The organism is Paenibacillus sp. J22R98 (assembly GCF_059383835.1).
Window position 1 is genome coordinate 123,159 of sequence record NZ_JBXENW010000011.1, and the last position, 16,155, is coordinate 139,313.

At 51.6% G+C, this 16,155-nt stretch carries 10 protein-coding genes; 4 read left to right on the forward strand and 6 right to left on the reverse strand.

All coding sequences use genetic code 11. From position 1 onward, the window contains the following. Positions 1–29: 29 nt before the first annotated feature. Entirely contained in the window at positions 30–1,523 is a 1,494-nt protein-coding gene (locus AC50Y3_RS25800; RefSeq protein ID WP_494821589.1) for an MGH1-like glycoside hydrolase domain-containing protein, read from the reverse strand. Between the two features lie 155 nt (positions 1,524–1,678). On the opposite strand from AC50Y3_RS25800, the gene AC50Y3_RS25805 reads away from it, so the two are divergent. Next, positions 1,679–2,563 carry a helix-turn-helix transcriptional regulator gene (locus AC50Y3_RS25805; protein ID WP_494821590.1) on the forward strand — a complete coding sequence of 295 codons (885 nt, stop codon included), beginning with the start codon at positions 1,679–1,681 and terminating at the stop codon, positions 2,561–2,563. A gap of 270 nt (positions 2,564–2,833) precedes the next feature. Here the strand turns inward: AC50Y3_RS25805 and AC50Y3_RS25810 are convergent, their stop codons facing one another. The 4 genes from AC50Y3_RS25810 to AC50Y3_RS25825 all read right to left on the reverse strand — a co-directional run bounded on the left by AC50Y3_RS25810 (position 2,834) and on the right by AC50Y3_RS25825 (position 8,215). Next, positions 2,834–4,888 carry a DUF5107 domain-containing protein gene (locus tag AC50Y3_RS25810; RefSeq protein WP_494821591.1) on the reverse strand — a complete coding sequence of 685 codons (2,055 nt, stop codon included), beginning with the start codon at positions 4,886–4,888 and terminating at the stop codon, positions 2,834–2,836. Between the two features lie 25 nt (positions 4,889–4,913). Then, entirely contained in the window at positions 4,914–5,756 is an 843-nt protein-coding gene (locus tag AC50Y3_RS25815) for a carbohydrate ABC transporter permease (protein WP_494821592.1), read from the reverse strand. Positions 5,757–5,773: 17 nt separating this feature from the next. Next, complete coding sequence (locus AC50Y3_RS25820; protein ID WP_494821593.1) at positions 5,774–6,691, reverse strand: carbohydrate ABC transporter permease; 918 nt, start codon at positions 6,689–6,691, stop codon at positions 5,774–5,776. Positions 6,692–6,775: 84 nt separating this feature from the next. Continuing rightward, positions 6,776–8,215 carry an ABC transporter substrate-binding protein gene (locus tag AC50Y3_RS25825; protein WP_494821594.1) on the reverse strand — a complete coding sequence of 480 codons (1,440 nt, stop codon included), beginning with the start codon at positions 8,213–8,215 and terminating at the stop codon, positions 6,776–6,778. Between the two features lie 302 nt (positions 8,216–8,517). Between AC50Y3_RS25825 and AC50Y3_RS25830 the strand changes: the two genes are divergently transcribed. Genes AC50Y3_RS25830 through AC50Y3_RS25840 form a run of 3 tightly spaced genes read left to right on the forward strand, consistent with a single transcriptional unit; the run spans position 8,518 to position 13,386 of the window. After that, positions 8,518–10,335 carry a sensor histidine kinase gene (locus AC50Y3_RS25830; RefSeq protein WP_494821595.1) on the forward strand — a complete coding sequence of 606 codons (1,818 nt, stop codon included), beginning with the start codon at positions 8,518–8,520 and terminating at the stop codon, positions 10,333–10,335. After that, positions 10,328–11,776, forward strand: a complete 1,449-nt coding sequence (locus AC50Y3_RS25835) for a response regulator (protein WP_494821596.1) — start codon at positions 10,328–10,330, stop codon at positions 11,774–11,776. Before AC50Y3_RS25830 ends, AC50Y3_RS25835 begins: the two co-directional genes overlap by 8 nt. Next, positions 11,773–13,386 carry an extracellular solute-binding protein gene (locus tag AC50Y3_RS25840; RefSeq protein WP_494821597.1) on the forward strand — a complete coding sequence of 538 codons (1,614 nt, stop codon included), beginning with the start codon at positions 11,773–11,775 and terminating at the stop codon, positions 13,384–13,386. The genes AC50Y3_RS25835 and AC50Y3_RS25840 overlap by 4 nt, the downstream gene beginning before the upstream one ends. Positions 13,387–13,545: 159 nt before the next feature. On the opposite strand, the gene AC50Y3_RS25845 is transcribed toward AC50Y3_RS25840, so the two are convergent. Next, positions 13,546–16,152, reverse strand: a complete 2,607-nt coding sequence (locus tag AC50Y3_RS25845; protein WP_494821598.1) for a sugar-binding protein — start codon at positions 16,150–16,152, stop codon at positions 13,546–13,548. Positions 16,153–16,155 lie beyond the last annotated feature (3 nt).

Here is a 16,155-nt window from a genome sequence, read left to right on the forward strand (position 1 = left end):
TCGGAATCAGTTTGATTGCTCCAAATTCACTAGAGTGCGAGGGCGACCCGTTGCACCTCATCCGCCCGGTAACGCAGGACCCCATTTATCTCGATAAGGAAACCGCTCCCCTTGCCGTATCGCGTCCCATCCCTATCGTAAAGTACAGCTACGTCATGACCATGGTAGGCAACATTCTCTAAGCAGAAATAGTCCCACTTCGCATGCTCGGGAATAAGCGGGTGAAGCTCAAGTACGGCGTCGGAACGCGGCTGAATGCCGATTAATCCGGCTATAATCAAATCGCAGAAGGCCGAATGATTGTAATCCGCGCCTCTGTTTTTGTTCGCGTCATCACGCTCATGCAGCTTTGTCCGGGCAATCCATTCCCCCGTATATGGATTCAAATTCTCATCAATCCATGGAATCCGTTCATCATCCTCGTTGACTCGCCAGTGAGAACGGGCATAGATCTGGAGCAACTCATAGTAGTCTGCCTTATTTACGTGAGGCTGGCTGTAATCTCTTAACAGCCTTGCCAGCGCAGTCAACACCTGCGTCGTTGCGAAGGGCCAAGAAGGTCCGTTCCATAAGCATTCATGATCAGCCTCGGCCATAAACATGGGGTGCATCTGCTCTGCCGTAGTCGGGCCGAACGGCGCATAGAATTGACTTGGATCCATCAACCGCCGCCACGCCTCCGCGAACTCTTCGCCGGGCAAGCCGTAACACCACGGAACAAAGCCGACTAATTCACATACACCGGCAAGTCTATCTACCTGTAAGGCTTCCTCGGGCAGTCGATCGAGCCAGTCGTCGGCATGCTTAAGCGTGTAGGTAAGCCCTTCCTGATTGGTGCGCACCTTGAAGAACTTTGCCTCCGGATCCCATAACAGCAGTTCCACCTGTCGCTTAATCTCCAGCGCCTTACTTCGGTATAAGGCGGACAACTCATGCTTGCGAGCTAATTCCGCAATATTAGCTATTGCTATCGCATCTCCGTACATATAGCTATTGATTGTTGGCCGTAACCCCGATCCTCCAATGGAGAATTCCATCCCATCGCGGTCATCATATTGCCAGAACAGGCCGGATTCATCCTGCCGCTCTGCTTCCCAAGCCTCGTAATTGGCGACCAGCTCCGGGAGCAGACTCATGATGACTGTGGAGTCCCCCGTAACCAAAAAATGCGAATATAAGGCGTCCGCTGCCCAGAAGCTGTATCTTCTTGGCTCTCCGCCTTTGCGGAACCAAAACTCAGCGTATTCATTTAAGTATTGAGGGTCCCTCAGCCAGCGACCTTCGTAGAAATGATGACCGGCGGGGCAGCTGATCGTGTTATGCGTGCCTGCCCATGGCACTTCAGGCAGAAATTCTGTAACCACATAGCCGTCAGAGGCTGCTTTCAGATGTTTGCGGAATACGGACCAGCGAAAATAATAGATTCGCTGCAGCTCCTCATCCGGGCATTCGAAAATCGGGGCATGCTGCTCAAGCCACTTTCTCTCGTCCGGCGGCAGGAATACACAATTGGTTATCGTCATGTATAGGCTCCTTCATCGGGTCGACCTCTATTGACATTGTAGTTCCTTCCTGTAGTCTGTAATAGTCGTGATTTGAACTTGTTTAAACACAATATTGACTAATTCCGTTTCCATCGCAAGCCTTACAGCCATCCTCCGAAAGCGAGTGCTAGCCTATGTATCTGCAATTCACATGCCCGCCGTTTCCCTGCTTCATGGCAGCTGGGGAAGACACCTATTATTTCGGTGATCGCCATCCGAATCGGGTTAATCTTGGCGTCTTTGATCTACTGCTTGTAACCAAGGGTACGCTCTATATGAGTGAAGAGGATTGGCGTGTCGAAGTGTCCCAAGGACAAGCACTCATTATGAAACCGAATAAGAACCATTTCGCTTTCCGTTCCTGCGATGCGGAAACGCACTTTTACTATATTCATTTTCAGTCATTGGGCATTTGGTCAGAAGAATCCGCGCATGGATGGACCCATTACCAGCATCCTCACTACCAGGAGTTCAAGCATCTGGATAGCGATGACCGGTTAAATATCAAGACAAGCTCCCTGCGGCTCCCATCTTATGGCATACTGTCAACTCCCCAGAAAATCTACGCCCTCGCCCAGCAGTTGCTAGAGCTGGAGTCGCAGCCGCAGGCTTGGGCCAGATGGCAGCAGCAAACGATTTTTCAAAGCATCCTGCTTGACCTTCATACTTCCGGCGTACAGGAGAAAGATCGGGTATCGCTCCACTTAGCCGAAAAGGTGGCACAATACGTGCGCCTGCATTATCGCGATCCCATCTCTTATGAGCTGATCCGAGAAACTTTCAGCTTTCATCCCACCTATATCTCACGCTGCATGAAACAGGCGTATGGCATGAATTTGACGGAGTACTTGATTGCCTATCGCATCGAGCAAGCAGCCCTCATGCTGATCAAAACAGACCTGACGATCGGTGAAATCGCCGATCAGGTCGGATTTGCGAACATCTCCTATTTTGCCCGGAGATTTGCGAAAGCGAAAAACATGAATCCAAGTCGATTCCGTAAGCAGTTCTCTAGATAGGCGGATTAACGTTGCAATTAACCAGCTAGCCGGTCGAGATCGCTAACGAACCCAGGAGGTCTTATTTACGCGAAAATAGCGTCTCCTCGATTCTAACGAACCGTGGGGACGCTATTTGAGGGAAATGGAGTGAAAAAGGGCTTCTCGACACGTAATAGCGCCTGTACGGTTCGTTAGCATTTCAGAACGAGCCATTTGGCCGAAATAAGCGCTCTATGGTTCGTTAGAATTCTGCGGGCGGCGTGTTCAGCGCTCTATTGCGAGCACCAATCAGCCGATCATCCGGAAATCAATATGCAGCGGCGGCGGACATTGCTGCATCGCTTCCTCGATCAGTGCCTGCGTAAGTTCGACGTTCCTTTGTTCCGCGAGCTTCTTGGCGTTGTACTTGAACCAAAGCTCGATGATCAAGGTTTCGCCCTCGCGGATGACAGCGAACTCCGTGGCGAATAGCTTCTCCATGAAAGCGTCATGGCCAAGCTCCAGCGCGACTGCGCCTACGATAATTTGAATACGGTCGCTGCTCGCGAATGCCGGCGGCAACGATTCATACAATTGCCATGCCCGCTCATAGTCCTTATTCTGAATGACAAGATTGAGATACTCTTCCACGAATGCACGGTCGGGGAAACGACCGGAAACCGCATACGCCTGCTCATAATAAGCCAGCGCGCGATCCGTCTCTCCTCGCTGCTTCATCACCACGGCTAAATTTCGGAATACCCATGCCGAAGGCTTCAATCGCAGCGATGCTTCCCAAGCCTCAATCGCTTCCGCGTCCAGCCCTTTCTCATAGAGCATCACTCCATGATGCAAGAGTGCCGTCCACGAACGATAATCAGCCTGCTCAAAACTGCTTTTCAGCCTGTCCATCCACTCCTCTTGCATCATCCACGATGGCGGAATCTCTTCAACATCATGCTCCGGAAGATAACCTTCCCTGAGGAGGACAAGCCAAGGCTGCTGCTCCGCCCCCTGCGTCTCATCCGCGAAGACGAAACCCTCCGGGATCGCAGCAACAACAGTAGCAGCTTCATCCCCACCACCGCCGCCTGCCTCTTCCCTTCGCACTCGCTCTAACGCGCCCCAGCCTGAACCCGTATGCAGCGACAATTCCGGTGTTTTGCCCGCCTGCGCCTGAAATCTCGCATGATTGGCATACACCTCTTCCTCGCTGAGCTCCTGACTGACTTGCGCCTCTATATAGTCACGTGCTTGATCCCAATTCTCTTGATAAGCCGATTCCGTATCGATATTCAGCATCCCTATCATTTGCGTGAAATCCCATACGGTATGTGCAGGCATCTCGATGCCATGCAGCTGCGTCGGTGCAAACCCGCCCTGCACTTCAATATAATGGCCTTCGCCCGGCTTGGCCAAGAAGTCGCACCACCGTCTGCCGCCTGCATGATTGCCCCAGCAAAACATTTTGCGATAGCGAAGCAACGAAGTCGATCGCTCGAAGAACATGCGGCCATCCTCATAGGCGACGGCTTCCCACGGCGACCTCTCAGCGGCAGGCGTCTGGAAGAAATACTCGCTCGCATACGGGAATCCCATCGGATACGATACATCCACGCCCGGAACAGAAGGAAGAATCGGCAGCTTGTCGGCACCGTAGCCCTTCTGCGCAGGATCGATATAGATGACCTCGCCGGTCCCCGAGAACACCCGCGACTTCTCCGTTTCCTCTACGGCGATGTTCGTCCACCAATACATGGGCACCGCCGCCGCTTGATCATTCACGATACGAACATAGACCCCTAGCTGCCTAGCGCCGGGTGGCAAATGAAAATCGATGTGCCAGAACAGATTCTTGCACCGCTCATACTCGTAGATGCGCAGGAACTCGTTCCCTTCATCATCCGTGAGCTTAGCCGCATGCATTGGCGAACAGGTCGTAAACGTATGGCCAATGTGACCGATATTCCATTCGATCCCGCCCGAGAACCAGGCGTTCAGAATCGCCAAATTGGCCGGCTGGAACACCGGATTTTTGTACAGGATCTCGCGCCCCGTTGCCTTGTCTTGCAGCGAATACAGCCTTCCGCCATACTCCGGCAGAAAGACAGCTTTCAGCACGTCATTTTCCAGCACAAGGGTCTTCAGTTCAATCGTCTCGCGTTTCCTCGAATACCGGTCCTGCATCCGATACGGCAAATATCGCTCGCCTGTATTGTCGCCCATATATAGCTTATGTTCCGGCGTCAGACTGCCGTTATCCGTTACTTCGCGATGCTTGTCCTTGCTTCTGAACATCGGCAGGGGGTTCTCCCCTTCCGGCCTTGCTCCTTCAATCGTCAGACTTGCGGTCGTCACCAACATGGCGGCCCATCATCTCCCCACGGTTTTAGCCCTTAACGGCGCCTACAGTCAATCCCGAAATAATACGCTTGGATACAAACAGATACACGATAAAGCTTGGCAGAAACACGACCATACAGGCCGCGAAGATACCGCCGTAATTGCCCGTATTGGCATACCCGTAAACGATCGACTGCAGCGATAACGCGAGCGTGCGCGAATTGGCATCATTGGAGAAGATCAGCGCGAAGAAGTATTCGTTCCACACCCCAAGAAAGTTGAAGATCGATAACGTGATGATGCCCGGCTGCGCTACCGGCAGAATGATTTGAATGAACGCCCGAATCGGACCGCAGCCGTCCATTGCGGCAGATTCCTCGAGTTCTTTGGGAACCGAGGCGAAGAAGCTGGTGAGGAAAAACACGGCAAACGGGACATTCGTGCAAATATAAACGAGAATCAGCGTGATGATCGAGCCGGTCAGCTTCAATTCTACAAAGATCGAGAACAGCGGAATCGAGATGAGAATGCTCGGAATCGCAAGCGCAGACATGAACATCATGTTCAGCAGCCCGCGTCCCCTAAACTGCGCTCGGCCCAGCATATACGCGGCCGGAGCCGCAACGACGACGATGCCGATGCAAGCCGTAACCGTATAAATAACACTATTCGCAAAATACCGCCCAATGTCCTGCTGCTTAAACAAGTCCGTATAGTTGGAGAAATGGATACCGCTTTTCAATAGGGAGTTCGTGAAAATATCTCTCGTTGAACTCAGCGAAGCCAGGATGACCCAACCGAATAGAATGACGGAGAATAGCAGCCAGGCATAGAGCGGAATGTAAGCCGGTAATAGATTCATTTTCTTTCGCATTGCGACGCTACGCATGAAGGTCCCTCCTCCTCTTAATATTCCAAACGGTCTTTCGGGAAAAGCCGGCTGATGAGCGCAGATGCAAGCAGCGTCGCTAACGTAATCAAGATGCCGACACTCGCCCCTGATCCGACGTTGAATGCGCCGCCATCGGTCAGCACGGAGTTCCCTTTGGACATGCCGAACACCTTCTGATACATGTAGTACCCCGGTGTAACGGTATGCGGATCATCGAGCCCGAACGTTGCCGACCATACGAAGAAATTGAACGCTGTAATCGTCCACAGGACCAGCGTTGTACGAAACACATCCCGCAGAAGCGGCAGCGTAATCTTGAAGAATTTCACCCACGGATTCGCACCCTCGATGGTAGCTACTTCGTAGAAATCGCCGGGAATCCGGTTGATGCCGGCATTCAGAATAAGCATGAAATAACCGATCGAACCAAAGCTGAACGCCATAATCATCGCATAATAGATATGCTCGTTATCCGTCCACTGTATATTGGCAAGCGCCGTTAAACCAAGGCGATTAAATACGGTAGTTAGCAATCCGAAACTCGAATTGTAAATATATTGGAGCCACACAACGGACATAACCACCGCGGACACCGTATTCGGCAGGAAGATGAGCGACCGCCAGAAGTTTTTCCCCTTCACTCCGGAAGTAAGGATGGCCGCATAGAGGAAAGCAAAGACGAAGATCAGCACGCCGCCAATCGCCCAGATGCCAAGTACATTTTTGACTGACCCGATAAAATAAGTACTGCTCGTTACATCCTTGTAATTCACGAGTCCAACAAACTTCCACTCGGCAATGCGGCTGGAGAGCGTCGGGATATTATAGAAGCTCATAGCAAATGTGCGCAAAGTCGGATAGAGGAAAATGGCCAAATAGATGATGACGGCCGGCGCTAAGAACAGCGCGATAATTGATTTTTTCATTCTCATGACAGCACCCCCGCAACATGTCAGCCTTTAATTCAGAAACGCGGCGTTCCCATGAACGCCGCGTTCCGATACCAATAGCGTTACTTATTTACCGTCATAGAACTTTTTCGCTTGCTCCGCCATTTTGCTCACATACGCTTCCGGCTTGATTTTGCCTGTTGCCAGCTCCATGAATGTAGGGATAACTGTGCCGCTCGAGAAATCGCCGCCGTTGTCGATACCAAAGCCCCATGGCATGTTAACCTTCGCGTTGCCGAATGCAACCGCAGCTTCCGCAAGCGGAGCAGGCCATGTCGAATCGATCGTAGCCGGAATCGCAAGTGCTTGCGCCGACATTCCCTCTTGTGCCTTCTTGCCGACAAGGTACTTCACCAGCTCGAATGCAGCCGGAATATTCTTGCTGTTCTTATTCATCAGGAGGCCTTGCGCGCCGAAGGAAAGTCCTTGTTGGCCGCCCTTGTCATTGCCATTGGCCACGATAGGGAATTGGAACGAACCCCATTGGAAGTCAGGTCCCGCTGTTGCCGCTACTTCGTTAGGAAGCCAAGTGCCGTTCAGGTACATGGCCACTTTGCCCAGTGCCAGATCTTGCTGGCCTGCCGGATATTTGTTGCCTGCGATTTTCTTGGAGAAGTAACCTTTTTCATTCAAGATTTGCATGTCTTTCGCGAACTGGAGCACAATCGGATCTTTCCACATCTCGCCTGTTTTGTCTTTGACCAGGCTGTCCGTCCAGTCGCTGCCCATTGCGCTTCCGAGGTAACCGCCGATGAAGAGATCGCGGTAGGCATCATCGAAAGTTAATGGCTCTACGCCTGCTTTCTTAAGCAGCTCGCAATCCGCCAGAAACTCATCCCACGAAGTAGGAACTGCCGTGATGCCGGCTTGAGCAAACAGTGCTTTATTGTAGAAGAACAGTACCGCATATGGCTGCTGAGGAATCGCATAGTAGCCCTCTTCCAGACCTGCCGGTGCAGCCAGTGATTTCACCCAATCCATCAGCGATGGAAGCAAGGAGTCCTTCACGGACTTGCCATCGATACCGATCGACGGCTGCTCCAAGAGCTCATCCAGCTTCAAGACATGATCCTTCAAATTGCCGAGCGCCGAGCCCGGGTCTTGCTCGAATATATCAATTTGCTCGCCGCTTTCGAGAGCCGGCTTAATCAGCTTGTTAATATCGCGGCCGTTGTATTTCACTTCAACGTCCACTTTCGGGTTGGCCGCCTCAAACTCTTTGACCGCCTCATCGATGACTTTAGCCTGCGGCTCCGCATTGCTCCACATCGACCAGAAAACGACTTTCCCTTCGAGGCCTGCTGCAGTGCTTTCGTCTGTTGTCGCATTGGCAGCATTCGTGTTCGTGCTCGTATTCGCAGTTGCAGCTGTGTTCTCGGATTCCTTCTCATTCGCAGAAGCATTCGTTGTCGCAGCATCGTTGTTTGACTTCCCGCAGCCCGACAATACGGACAGCGCCAGCATCGTCGTTAACGTTAATGCGGCTAGTGGTTTTCTTTTGATCAAAGTGAATTCCCCCCGGCATGTAATGGCTTACAAGTGTGATTATAGGCGCATGAAGCGCAGGGAAGTATGACCGCAGATTAGATAAAACTGGATAGAAATAAGCCTGCTCCGAACGCAAACAAATAGAGAGGGAACATCGGCCCCCCTCCTATAAGCAACTTGAAGTGTTAAAAGTATGTAAACCAATTATAAGAATATGGATTAAATTAAGAGCTTTGCCTGAAACCGACTCTTTCGAAAACGATGATGTTATACTAATTTACATAAACGCCATCTCAATCACGATACGGACAGGTGCTATCATGGGAATCTTAACGAGAATGCGCATCAAGACGCAGCTTAAGCTAGCCGTTGCCCTTATTGTAATCATCATGCTGATGATTATTTACTCCTTATACACGCAAACCTCCCAAATCGTAATCAAGAACAACAATCAATATACCGAAGATACCATTCGCAAATTCAAGCTCAACCTCTCGCAGAAGACCGATGAAATCAGCCAGATTATCCTCAGCTTAGGGTTCGATCCCTTCGTGCAGAAATTCATGACGCAGAACGACCCCAGCTTACTGTACGAGATGAGCAATGAACTGGACCGCAAGATCATTTCATTAAAGGCAGGCAGAAAAGGCTTCCGGGATATCGTCTTAATCGGCACCAGCGGCATGCGGTACAGCCTTAACGGCAGCATCGATTTCGTGCAGCGCTCCAATAAAGAAATTGCGTCCAGCAAGTCCGTGTATGTCAGCGGCTTGGAGCCCTACGACTACAACTCCACTTCGAAGAACAGCATGCTGTTCGCCCAGAATATCTATTCCAGCGATCTCGGCAACGGCACGGACGGCAATCGGATCGGTTACATAGCAGTCATTGTCGACGTGGAAGCAATGTTCTTCGATGACGACAAGAGCAAGGCGGAGCCCGGCGTCGGTTTCTATCTCATCGATCGCTTCAGCAGCGTCTATCCGGAGACGAATTCTCCCGATATCACTAGAACGATTAGTACGTTAAGCAGCCAGCATAATAGCGAGCAGAAGCTGACGGATTCCATAGGCGGGATCAAGGGAGCCATCCAAATCCAGCGGCTGGACCAGATTAATGCCTCCGTGCTCAGCTTCGTTCCCCAGGAAGCGTTACTCGCGGAGCTCGACTCCGTGCGCAACCGCAGTATTCTCATCGTCATCCTATCGATTCTATTAATGGCCATCCCTTTCGCGGTTATAACCAATAACATCGTGCAGCCCATTCAGCGGCTCGTGCGATTCATTAACGGCATAAAGTCCGGCAGCATCAAGGATTTGAAATCAACCATTCACCTTGAAGGCAATGTGGAAATGAACGTAGTTGCCGAGAATTTGAACGGCATGTTAAGTGAGATCGACAATCTCACGCATCGCCTCGTCGAGACGAACACCCACCTGCTGGAGGCCGAGATCGAGAAGGAGAAAGCCGCCACGGCTTATCTGCGCAGCCAGATCAATCCGCATTTTTTATATAACACCTTAGAATCGATCAAAGGCGTCGCCCTCGAAGCCGAAGCTCCCCAAATCGTCGAAATGACGAAGGCGCTCGGCAAGCTGTTCCATTACAGTATCAAAGGTTCCGGCTATGTCACGCTCGATCAGGAGCTGAACGCGGTCAAGTCCTATGTGTACCTGCAGCTGATCCGTTTCGAGGATCGTTTCGACGTGACTTATCAGTTCACGGACGAAGCCCTGCAAGTATCCGTCTTGAAAATGATTCTGCAGCCGCTCGTCGAGAATGCGATTTTCCATGGACTTGAACCGAAGACGTCCAAAGGAAACCTCACCATTACCGGCGAGGTCGAGAATGGGAAGACACTCGTGCTCCGCATCACCGATGATGGAATGGGTGTCGATGAAGATACCTTGCACCGTATACAAAGCAAATTGCTGGAGAAGCCATCCTCTTTAAGCCGTGACAGCCAGGATTCATCCGACAGCGACAGCATTGGCTTACTTAACGTGAATAATAGGCTGCGTTTAGCCTATGGCTTTCAATATGGGCTTACCTTCGAAAGTGAAGCCGGCCATGGAACATGCATAACCCTTACGATGCCAAGTCACTACGTACAACCGGGAGGGGATATCCGTGTATAAAGTACTTCTCGTGGACGATGAGAACCTTGTTCTGAAGAGTTTGGCGGCAGGCGTGGATTGGAAGAAGTCCGGCTTCTATGTCGCGGGCAAGGCGAATAATGCCACCAAAGCGCTTCAACTGATTCAAGAGCTTCAGCCGCATGTCGTGTTCACCGATATTCGCATGCCGGGATTGTCCGGCCTTGAATTAATTAAGCAGATTAAAGAGTTGGATAAAACTATTCAAATCATCGTCATTAGCGGCTACGCGGAATTCGCCTATGTGCAGAAATCATTGAATTACGGCGTGCTCGGCTACTGCCTGAAGCCCTTCGACGACCATGAAATCCATACCTTGCTCCAAACGGCCGCCGGCAATTTGGATGAAATCAAGCACAAACGCGAAGGCAAGCTGCTGGAATTGCTTGATGATCCTACTGCATTAAGGGCACAATCCGCTTTCAACGAAATTTTGGATGACGCCGGCATCACCTCAGACACCCTTTATCTGCTCGTTTCCGTGGGCAAAGGCCGGCTAACCTTCCTAGCGGAAACCAATTATGTAGGCATTAATCTCGGTTATGCCCGCAGTGTTTATTGGGTGCAGGCGCCAGATCGGGATGCGTTATCAGCAGCCTTCTCCTCCCCGATCCCGGATGGGATTCTGGGGGTAGGCATCCTGCAATCGGATCGAAATTTGGAAGGCATGATGCAGCGAATCGAACAATGCACGGTGCGCGCCTGGGATTTCTTTATTCATAACCGCAGGGATTTGTATTGGGAGGAACAACAGGCGAAGGACGATCATGCTGTGCTGTTGATCCGAAAGCTTGAGCGAGCCGTTGCAAAGAGCGAATTTGCCTTAGCTAAAGACTTGCTGAATGAGATGAGTCTGCCTTCAAACAAGCAATGCCTGACGATCTACCACACGCTGCGGATCTATAATATCGTTTATTTTCATTCTGCTTCCCATTCGTCCGAGGACGATTACATCTTTAGCAAGGAGCAGTTATATCATCTCTACTCCAGCTTCGATCAGATGATCGACAGTTTGCAAGAAAGCTTAAACGAGGAGTCCTTAGCCCCCGAGCCTGTAAGCGCATCCCGCGCTGTGAAGGGGGAAACCGAACACGCGAACTTGAAAGAAATCATTAAATATATGAATGAAAATTATCGCAATCATATCTCCATCCAAAGCATCTCGCGCATCTTCTACTTGCATCCGAACTACTTGAGCCAGCTCTTCAAGCGCGAGATCAAAGTGACATTCACGGAATACTTGACGAATGTGCGGTTAAAGGAAGCGAAGAATCTGCTGCGTACGACGAATCTGCCCATTGGCGAGGTTGCCGAAACGATCGGCTTCCGAGACTACTTCTATTTCACGCGCATCTTCAAAAAGAACACCCAGCAAACCCCGAAGCAGTACCGATTACTGAGCAATGGGGGCGGCGAGGAATGATGAGAATGAACATCATGACACGGCGGCTGGCTCTGATGCTTGTGATTGCGCTGCTTGTCGCAGCTACTGCAGGCTGCCGCGGCAGCGCCGATCAGCAGCGTTTACCGACACAGCCCGCTTCCACCGCTCCGGCGGAGCATATGGATATTTCCGTTGCGATCTGGGAGCTGACGGATAACCCGCTGGAAGAGGACCCGCTTGTCCGACGTTTAGAGAAGAAGCTCAACATTACAATCAAGCCGATTCCGATAACGACCGCGAATTACGTGCAGCAGTTTCAGATGTGGGCATCCACGGGCCAGCTGCCTGATATTTTCGCCGTCGATGCCGTCAATACCCAGTACTACCGAAACTGGAGGGATCAAGGCGTCATCAAGCCGCTGCCCAGCGATTTATCCGCCTATCCTTATTTGGCCAAGTATTTGGCGACACCGGAGTTTCAAGACCTTAAAGATCATGGCAAGCTTTATTTTATCCCGCGCAAAACCTACGACAGCACCGACTATAACGTCCTGGATCGATTGGTCGCCTATCGTTGGGATCTGGCTCAGCAAGCGGGCATCACCAAAGAACCGGAGACCTGGGATGAGTTCCGGGCCATGCTCAAAGCGATCGTCGATAAAGACCCGGAGAACAAACATATTACGGGACTCACCTCCGTCTCCAAGCTGCTGCTGGGCGGATTGTTCTGGCTGTACGGCTCACCTGCTGCAACAAGCGACGGCAGCGGCAGTGATTTTAAATGGATCAAGGAGGATGGGCGCTTTATTCCCGCCGTATTCTCTAAACATGCCATTGCGTCCCTGCAGCTGCTTCGGGATTTCTATACGGCCGGGTTAATTGATCCGGATCTGCCGATCACCAGGGGCAACATGGGCTTTGATAAGTTTGCCGAAGGCAAGGTGGCGGCTCTCATCACATCCGGGATGTTCCGCTCCGTGGACAGCAATATAAACAAGAATCGCTGGCAGAAGCTGCACCCGAAGGTTGAGGATTTCTACGATAGCGTCCGGTTCCTCAAGCCTCTTCCAAGCATGGACGGCAACCGATACGGTGCGGTGTTCAAAACCTTCTGGTCCGAGAGCTACATCTCGTCGAAGGTGTCCGAGGCTAAGATGGACCGCATCCTGCAGCTGTTTGACTACATGAACTCTCCTGAATTTCTGGAGATGCGGCATTACGGCCTCATCGATGTCGATTACACCAAGAGCGGAGATGCCATACGGAAGAGCGATCCGAGTACCAACATTCTATTAAAATACCCATCGTTCACAGCCTTCGCGAATTTGGTCAATTGGGATGGGATGTTCGGGCTGGATCCGAATTTTTCCGGCATTTCCCCTGAAGCCTACGATGCGCAGCAGGAGCTGATTGACTACGCTCTGCGCATGACGAGTAAGCAGGCGTACGAGCCGAGGCTGACGAACCTATCCACGCGGACGAAGGATACGTTCACCATCTTCGACAACGATGATATGATTCGCGTGATGATCAGCAAGCTGCCCGTTGAGGTCATATGGAAGTCCATCATTGACGGCTACAAGGCCAAAGGGCTGGATCGGATGATTAACGAGGTTAATGCGGAAGCGAAGAAGCTCGGCATTGAATAAGCGCTTCAAGCTCGCGTGCTTATTCGCCCACTGCCAGGCCGCGCGTGCATTTCTTTCGCCTGAAGAGCAGATTCACGCCCAAATGGAATAGACATCGCAAAAAGGTACAGCCCCTTCAACGTTATTGGAGGGCTGTACCTTTTCTAGTGGTTTTATCGCTTATTGCACTCTAAGGTTATCGAAGTAGTAATCCAGTGTCGTTCTGCCGTTAATTTGAGCCGTAAATCCGGACCAGAGATACAGATTCACGCTGTTAATCTGATGACGGTTGGCTTGAGCAATACCGGTCAAACTAATGGTCACCGTGTTCCACTGGTTCGCCGTCAGATTCGGCAGCCGGTCCTCGTAGATGACGCCGCCTGTCTGATCCTGCAGCTTGAGCACGATCGGCTCGGTCTGCCCCGATGGCGACTGCGTTGTCGGATAGACATCGAGCTTCAAGCTGGTGGCGTTTGCGATGTCCACAAAAGGGCTGCTAATGGTGTAATAACCATTAGCCCAGCCGCTTGCAGGTACCGTGTAGTGGAACTTGATGGACTGAGTACCTTCCGTTTTCTTCGTTGTATCCGCCGTTCGCGCAGCCTCGCCTGCCCACTGGGCCGCACTCTCGAAGCCGTTAACCAAGAGGCTTGAAGAACTTGCCGTTGTCACCGTGTAGCTGTCGATATCCGCTGCCGGATTATCGGCCGAGTCCCGCTGGATCTTAATCGTATTCGTGGCGCCTGCATTCAGCGGAATCGTAATGGAGCTCGTATTGGCGAACGTATTCCAGCTGCCCGTCGGCGCGAAGCTGGTTTGCTGGATTTTCACGCTGTTCACGTACAGACTTAATGTTCTTGCAGCGGTGTTCGCGTTCGCGAAGCGGATCACCAGAGTGGCATTACCTCCTGCGCCTCCATCGACGTTATTCACCTGCGACGAGGCACCGACGCTGTTCAAATTGCCTACTACTTTGCCGTTCGACGCATTAGTTGCCGTCTGCTGCTGCCCGCCGCCGGCGTAGGTTCCGTTCTCCGCCTCATAAACCGTAGTTCCACCTGATGGCGGTGCGCTGATTAACGTTCCGTCGCCGAATAGACTTGGGTTGAGGTACGCATTTGCGGTTCCGTCATTCCAGCCCATTTGCGAGTCGCGCGCGCCCCCATCGTCATCATCATTAATCATCATATCGAAGCCGAAGCTCATATTGGCCGTCGGCACCTTGCCGAGCGTCGTCCAAGGAATCTTCACTTCGATTCGGTAGCCGCCTGTTCTTGCTGTTGTGGCCATACTCACGCCTGACGTGGCGCTATGCTTGAGTTCACTGACCGCCGTGTCCCCGTAGCCGAGCTGATACATGAAATCATCAGCGCCGTACGTCGTCGAATGATCATGGTTCATATCCAAATAAATATCGATGCTGTCATCATCCGATGCTGCAGTCGAATCATTCCTAAGCGTATCGTCATTAATATCTGCCAGGACATAGAGATTGGTGCTGTCCCACAGCACGCCGAAGTTACCGGAGAGATCCGATGAACCGGATACCGTTCCAATCGATACTTTGGAGATGGCATTGCTTACTTTCCCGGTCCAAGCCGTATCCAAATTGCCATCGATCGTTACCGCTGAGCTGACTTGGGTTGCATTAAAAGTACCTGTGGTTGGTGGTGGGGTTGTTCCTCCATAACCTGAGGTGGCCGGAGCCGGCGGTGGAGGCGAGTTCGTCATAATCGAGAGAAGCTGGCTCATAACGGGCTTGAACGTATTATTGTAACGCAGCAAACCGAAGTTCGATTCCGGATCATTCAAATTCGTGCTGCCATCTTTGTAGGTGTACAGAAACATCGGTCCCGTCCATGCTGCCCATGCAGACTGCGTCCAGACCTGGAAAGCAGATACGATATAGTCGCTTTGCTGCTGCTCGGTTACCGTATTCGGACCGGAAGTGGGATACCCGAACTCCGTTGCCCAAATTTGTTTATTCCCGTCCCCGTTGTTGACCATAATGGTATGAATTTCGTCCGCCCGCAGAAGAGCATTCCATACGCTCGGTGTTGTCGGAGCGGCAGGCCAGCAATACGGATGGATCGCTAAGGCGTCAAAATAGTTTTTCCCGCCGTTTGCATAAATCCCCGTCACCCATGCGTAAGGATCCACAATTCCGGATACATTGATCAGGTTCGCCGGTGCGCCATTCACGATCGTAACCGGTACATGCAAATCCGCGGAAGCGGCCCGGATGGCAGTCGATCCCGGGATTAGAATGTTGCTGACGAACAAGGAAGGACTGGATTGGACGGAGTAGTTGGGCTCATTCCAGATCTCATAGGTGGTTACCCCAAGCGGCAGGTAACGTCTTACGGCAAGATCGAGGAAGTTCTTCCACGCATTCATATTCGCGGCATTCGGATAGTAACGCGTATCCGAGTTGCCGCCATTCGCCCAGCTTGGCGTATAGCCGGCCACAAGCATGACTTTGAGCCCTCTGCTCAGAGCGGTATTGACCATTTTGTCCGGCCAGCTCCAGTCGTAGGAGGTCGCTCCCCCTGCTTGCACGATGTCCCATTTCAGATCCAACCGAACCCACTTCAATCCTGCGGCCACAACATTATCTGCGGCCGTATTGAGCTCGGCTTGCGTCCCATAATACCATTGCCCCATTATTCCGCCTCTTGTATTCGGCGTGCTGTAAGCGCTAACACTTGCTGGCATGGCTAACGTTGAGATCAACATAGCCAGCATGGCGATGACCAGTACAAGCGATATCCTGCTGCTTCTTTTCATGAT

Excerpts from the sequence above, each read along its gene's own strand:
- AC50Y3_RS25800 (WP_494821589.1), bottom strand. The coding sequence starts at position 1,523 with ATGACGATAACCAATTGTGTATTCCTGCCGCCGGACGAGAGAAAGTGG.
- AC50Y3_RS25805 (WP_494821590.1), top strand. The coding sequence starts at position 1,679 with ATGTATCTGCAATTCACATGCCCGCCGTTTCCCTGCTTCATGGCAGCT.
- AC50Y3_RS25810 (WP_494821591.1), bottom strand. The coding sequence starts at position 4,888 with ATGTTGGTGACGACCGCAAGTCTGACGATTGAAGGAGCAAGGCCGGAA.
- AC50Y3_RS25815 (WP_494821592.1), bottom strand. The coding sequence starts at position 5,756 with ATGCGTAGCGTCGCAATGCGAAAGAAAATGAATCTATTACCGGCTTAC.
- AC50Y3_RS25820 (WP_494821593.1), bottom strand. The coding sequence starts at position 6,691 with ATGAGAATGAAAAAATCAATTATCGCGCTGTTCTTAGCGCCGGCCGTC.
- AC50Y3_RS25830 (WP_494821595.1), top strand. The coding sequence starts at position 8,518 with ATGGGAATCTTAACGAGAATGCGCATCAAGACGCAGCTTAAGCTAGCC.
- AC50Y3_RS25840 (WP_494821597.1), top strand. The coding sequence starts at position 11,773 with ATGATGAGAATGAACATCATGACACGGCGGCTGGCTCTGATGCTTGTG.
- AC50Y3_RS25845 (WP_494821598.1), bottom strand. The coding sequence starts at position 16,152 with ATGAAAAGAAGCAGCAGGATATCGCTTGTACTGGTCATCGCCATGCTG.